Source organism: Anaerolineae bacterium (assembly GCA_025062375.1).
GTDB lineage: Bacteria > Chloroflexota > Anaerolineae > SpSt-600 > SpSt-600 > SpSt-600.
Map to the genome: position 1 here is coordinate 1 of JANXAG010000062.1, position 4,795 is coordinate 4,795.

The window sequence follows — 4,795 nt, forward strand, 5'->3', positions numbered from 1 at the left end:
GGTGGAGGGGCGAGAGGTTTGCTCCAGATTTAAGCCTGGATTAACTTTTAACCCCCGAAGCTCTTCCCCTGAAGCTTTGAAGCCGCTACCGCTATTTGCCCCAGGCTTATGCCGCCATCGTTCGGGGGAACTTGGGAGTGAAGGAACACCTGAAAGCCCTTCCTTTCAAGAAGAACAGCAGCTTTTTCTGTAAGAATTCGGTTCTGGAAGCATCCTCCTGAAAGGGCAACCTTCCTTATTCCTACCCTTAAAGCCACCTGAACTATGCTTTCCACCAGAGAGTTGTGGAAGCGAGCCGAAATTAACCCCGGTCCTTTACCCTGTCTCAAATCCCTTATTACCCCCTCCACAATGGGCCTCCAGTCCAGTAACATGATGCCATCTTTTTCTTCAAATTCTACGGAGTAGCAATCCTGACAGGATAGGTCAGCGGCGAACTCCAGAGCCATGGCCGCCTGCCCTTCAAAGGTTGTTTTCTGGCATATCCCCGCCAGGGCTGAAACGGCATCAAAGAGGCGTCCGGCGCTGGTGGTGACCGGAGAGTTGAAGCCCCTTTCCAGCATTCTAACCAGAATTTTACGCTCAGAGGGGGTAAAGGAAGCTACAGGTGGTAGATTTTCCATGTCAAAGACTTCATCGCCGTACATTTCCCAAAGGAGAGCCAGTGCTGTTCGGCGAGGCTCCCTTACAGCCACTTCACCTCCAGGGAGGCGAAAAGGGCGCAGGTGAGCCACCCGCCGAAACCCTGAGGCATCTCCCAGGAGAAATTCCCCTCCCCATATTGTCCCATCAAGCCCATAACCGGTTCCGTCCCAGGTAACTCCTAAGGCTTCTCCCTGTACCTGATTCTCCGCAAGGCATGAGGCCAGGTGGGCATGGTGGTGCTGGACCGGAATCAGGGGGATATCCGAATGATGGCGAGCCCACAAAGTGGAGAGATAATCGGGATGGAGGTCGTGAGCAATGGCAGCCGGAGTTACTTCATACAGGCGCAGAAAATCAGCTATTACTCTTTCAAAAGCCCGAAAAGCCTCAGGAGTTTCAAGGTCTCCTATATGCTGGCTTATAAAAACCTGATTGCCCACGCTCAGCGCTACCGTGTTTTTAAGGTGGGCCCCTACGGCCAGTATGGGGGGAATTGGCTGGGAAAGAAGCACCGGAAGGGGTGCATATCCCCTGGCCCGACGCAGAAGGCGAGGCTTCCCCAAAACTATCCAGGCCACACTGTCATCCACATGGCGGACTATGGGCCGGTTGTGGATAAGGAAGAGCTCGGCAACGGGGCCAAGACGCCTCAGAGCTTCGTTTTCATCAGTACAGATAGGTTCATCGGTCAGGTTACCGCTGGTGGCTACTATGGGGAAATCAATCTCCCGCAAAAGGAGGTGGTGCAGTGGGGTATAGGGCAACATTATGCCCAGATTAGGATTACCCGGCGCTACATTTTCTGCCACAGGAGCTCCAGGCTTGCGAGGCAAAAGCACTATCGGCGCTTCAGGAGAGGAGAGAAGGCTTTCGGCTTCGGGGGTAAGTTCACATATAAGGCGAGCTTGTTCCAGATCCCGCACCATCAAGGCAAAGGGCTTATCCCGACGGGGCTTTCTCTCTCTGAGGCGCTGGACGGCCTGGGAATTGCGGGCATCAACTGTAAGGTGGAATCCCCCAAGACCTTTCACTGCCACTATTTTGCCTTCCCGCAGGGCTATGCCCGTAAGGTGCAGGGCTTCATCCCCGGAGGCCAGCTTTCTCCCTTCCGCATCCCACAATTCCAGATGAGGGCCACATAGGGGACAGGCGTTGGGCTGGGCATGGAAGCGACGATCAGCAGGGTTATTATATTCAGAAGCACAATCCGGGCACATGGTAAATCGGCTCATCGAGGTATTGGGCCTGTCGTAAGGCAGTGATTGAATTATAGTGAAGCGAGGGCCACAGTTGGTGCAGTTGGTGAAAGGATAGCGGTAGCGACGGTCTGAAGGGTTAAAGATTTCGGCCAGGCAGTCAGGGCAGGTAGCTATATCAGGAAGCACCAGGACGGTCTTTTCGCCCTGCTCTAAACTGTGGCGAATTTCAAACCTGGTGTAACCTGCGGGCTCAAGCCAGGAAGATCTCAAATTCTGGATGATGGCTCTCGGAGGTTTCTCAACGGTCAGCCTTCGGAGGAATTCCTCCAAAGAGGCCTCACCTCCTTCTACTTCAATGAGCACCCCCCTGGTATCGTTTATGACCCATCCCGCAAGGTTAAGGCTGGTGGCGAGCCTGTAGACGAAGGGACGGAACCCAACGCCTTGAACTGCCCCCTTAATTTCTACACGAAGGCGTTTCTTACCTTCAACAGGAGCCATGTCATCCATTTTTCAAACCCTTCCCCTGTTTTGCAGGAGAGGGGGAAAATGGGAACCTCAGGATTTACCATGTATATCCCGCGCTTGAAATATTCCAGGTCAAAATCCAGGAAAGGCAGGAGATCAACCTTGTTGAGGATTATAACATCGGCTATGGCGAAGATGTCTGGATATTTGTAAGGCTTATCCTGCCCTTCGGGGAGGCTGGCGATTACAACGTTGAGGTGAGTGCCCAGAGGGAAGTAAGCAGGACAGACGAGGTTCCCCACGTTTTCCACAAAAAGCAGGTCTATTGGCCCGAGGGACGACTGACTCAGGGCCGAGCGGATCATTGGGGCATCCAGGTGGCAGCTCCCTCCGGTATTGACCTGAATAACGGGTATTCCTCTGGAGGCAATGGTTTGAGCATCCAGGCTGGAAGCTACGTCTCCTTCAATAACCCCAACCTTTATGTCCTGTGGGAGGCGCTCCGCTGTTGCCAGGATAAAACTGGTCTTCCCGGCCCCAGGGGAAGCCATAATGTTCAGGGAGAAAATTTTTCTCGAATCAAAGAAGGCCCTGTTCTCAAGGGCTACCTGGTCGTTAGCCCTCAACAATTCCTTCATTAGTGTTATTTTCATTTCCCTCTCCTGCATGCCACATGGTGGAAATATTATACCACGCCAATCCTGCAAAATAAAGGTCCATTCCGGCTTCCTGGAGGCTTTCGCTCCAAGTGTTTATTTCCTTTAACCCTTGCGATGGGGTATAATTTAGTGGGAGGCCAAAATGGAGGAAAGGATAGTTTCTCCGAAAGCCAGAGGTGATGAATTCAGGGCAGAAGTTTCCCTGCGCCCCAGAACCCTTGATGAATACATAGGTCAGGAACAAATCAAGGAAAGCCTCCGCATAGCCATTCAGGCGGCTAAGGAAAGGGGAGAACCCTTGGATCACGTCCTTCTCTATGGTCCCCCCGGCCTTGGCAAAACCACTTTAGCCTACGTCATAGCTCACGAGATGGGTGCCGATATCCACATAACGGCAGGCCCAGCTATTGAGCGCACCGGAGATCTGGCTTCTATACTTTCCAACCTCAAAAGGGGCGACGTCCTTTTCATAGACGAAGTCCACCGTCTGGCCAGGCCAGTGGAGGAACTCCTTTATCCGGCTATGGAGGAATTCTGCCTGGACATAATAATAGGCAAAGGGCCTGCTGCCAGAAGTATACGCTTGCCCCTCCCACGTTTTACCGTTATCGGAGCTACTACGAGGCTTGCGCTGATGACCTCCCCCTTGCGTTCCCGTTTCGGCCTGGTCTACAGGTTAGATTTCTACAGTCTGGAAGCGATGCAGCAGATTGTCCTTCGCACTGCCCGGCTCCTTGGAGTAGAAATAGATAGAGGCGGAGTGGAGGAAATAGCCCGCAGGTCAAGAGGAACCCCAAGGGTAGCCAACAGGCTCCTGCGCCGGGTCAGGGATTACGCTCAGGTCAGAGCTGATGGAAAGATAACCAGGGAGGTAGCCCGGGAAGCCCTGAGTCTTCTGGAAGTGGATGAAATCGGGCTGGATGCTCTGGACCGGAAAATCCTTCTGACCATCATTGAAAAATTTGATGGTGGGCCGGTGGGAGCTGAAGCCATTGCCGCCGCCGTAGGTGAAGAGCCCGACACCATTGCCGATGTAATTGAACCTTATCTGATGCGCATAGGTTTCTTGGAGAGAACGCCTCGCGGCAGAGTGGTAACCCGTAAAGCTTATGAGCACCTGGGCTACCGTATCCGGGGGAAACCCTTCAGCCCCGGTTTTTCTGACCATGGCGCTCCCCAGATTCGTAAGTGAAGAGGTAGAAGTAAAATTCTCCGCCAGGCCCGGCCTTCCCGAAAGCATCATCTGGCGCGGAAAAGAATACAAAATTGTGGAAATTAAAAGGGTTCACCGCTTTATGGATTTGAGGAAACCGTGGTGGCGCCGCAGGCACAGAGATTATTTCCTAGTAAAAGTGGAAACAGGCGAAACCTTTGAGATTTACTTCCACCGCGGCCCCGGACGACAGTACTGGGTGCTCTTCAAGGCTTATCGGGAAGAGGAAGTTTAAGTTAAGCCCTTTTTCAGAGCTTCGTAAACAGCCATAATGTTAGCTTTGTGAATGGGTTCTCCCATTGCCCCCATAGCGAAGGGGGATTTGCCAAATTCTTCCAGTTTAACCTTAAGCAATTTCTCCAGCGGGCGCTTCCTGCTTATAGCTTCAGCTACTTTGGCCTTCAAATTCCGGAGATAGCGAATGTTATCTTCCAGCACATCCGTTATTTCCCCTTTCAGGAGGACTCCTCCGTGCCCCTGCACCACGTAATCAAGGCTTAACCCCTTTAAAGTCTCCAGCGAAGCGATAGCCAGGTCCACATCCCCATCGGTTACCAAAGGTATGGGCATGAGGAGATCACCGGCAAAGAGGATTTTTTCCTCCTGGATAT

Annotated in this window: 5 protein-coding genes; 2 read left to right on the forward strand and 3 right to left on the reverse strand. The window is 52.6% G+C overall.

Annotated features, from left to right (window positions below; genetic code table 11):
- Positions 1 to 47: 47 nt before the first annotated feature.
- Both hypF and hypB read right to left on the reverse strand, forming a co-directional pair.
- Positions 48 to 2,354, reverse strand: a complete 2,307-nt coding sequence (gene hypF, locus NZ653_09920; GenBank protein ID MCS7287436.1) for a carbamoyltransferase HypF — start codon at positions 2,352 to 2,354, stop codon at positions 48 to 50.
- Complete coding sequence (hypB, locus tag NZ653_09925; GenBank protein MCS7287437.1) at positions 2,309 to 2,965, reverse strand: hydrogenase nickel incorporation protein HypB; 657 nt, start codon at positions 2,963 to 2,965, stop codon at positions 2,309 to 2,311. Before hypB ends, hypF begins: the two co-directional genes overlap by 46 nt.
- Before the next feature lie 148 nt (positions 2,966 to 3,113).
- Between hypB and ruvB the strand changes: the two genes are divergently transcribed.
- Positions 3,114 to 4,163 (forward strand): Holliday junction branch migration DNA helicase RuvB, encoded by a 1,050-nt coding sequence (ruvB, locus tag NZ653_09930; GenBank protein ID MCS7287438.1) that lies wholly within the window; start codon positions 3,114 to 3,116, stop codon positions 4,161 to 4,163.
- A complete protein-coding gene (locus tag NZ653_09935) occupies positions 4,138 to 4,419 on the forward strand; it encodes a DUF6504 family protein (GenBank protein MCS7287439.1) in 282 nt (93 codons plus the stop codon). The genes ruvB and NZ653_09935 overlap by 26 nt, the downstream gene beginning before the upstream one ends.
- On the opposite strand, the gene NZ653_09940 is transcribed toward NZ653_09935, so the two are convergent.
- On the reverse strand, positions 4,416 to 4,795 hold a 380-nt coding region (locus tag NZ653_09940; GenBank protein MCS7287440.1), incomplete at its 5' end, for a hypothetical protein. The two genes, NZ653_09935 and NZ653_09940, sit on opposite strands and share 4 nt — an antisense overlap.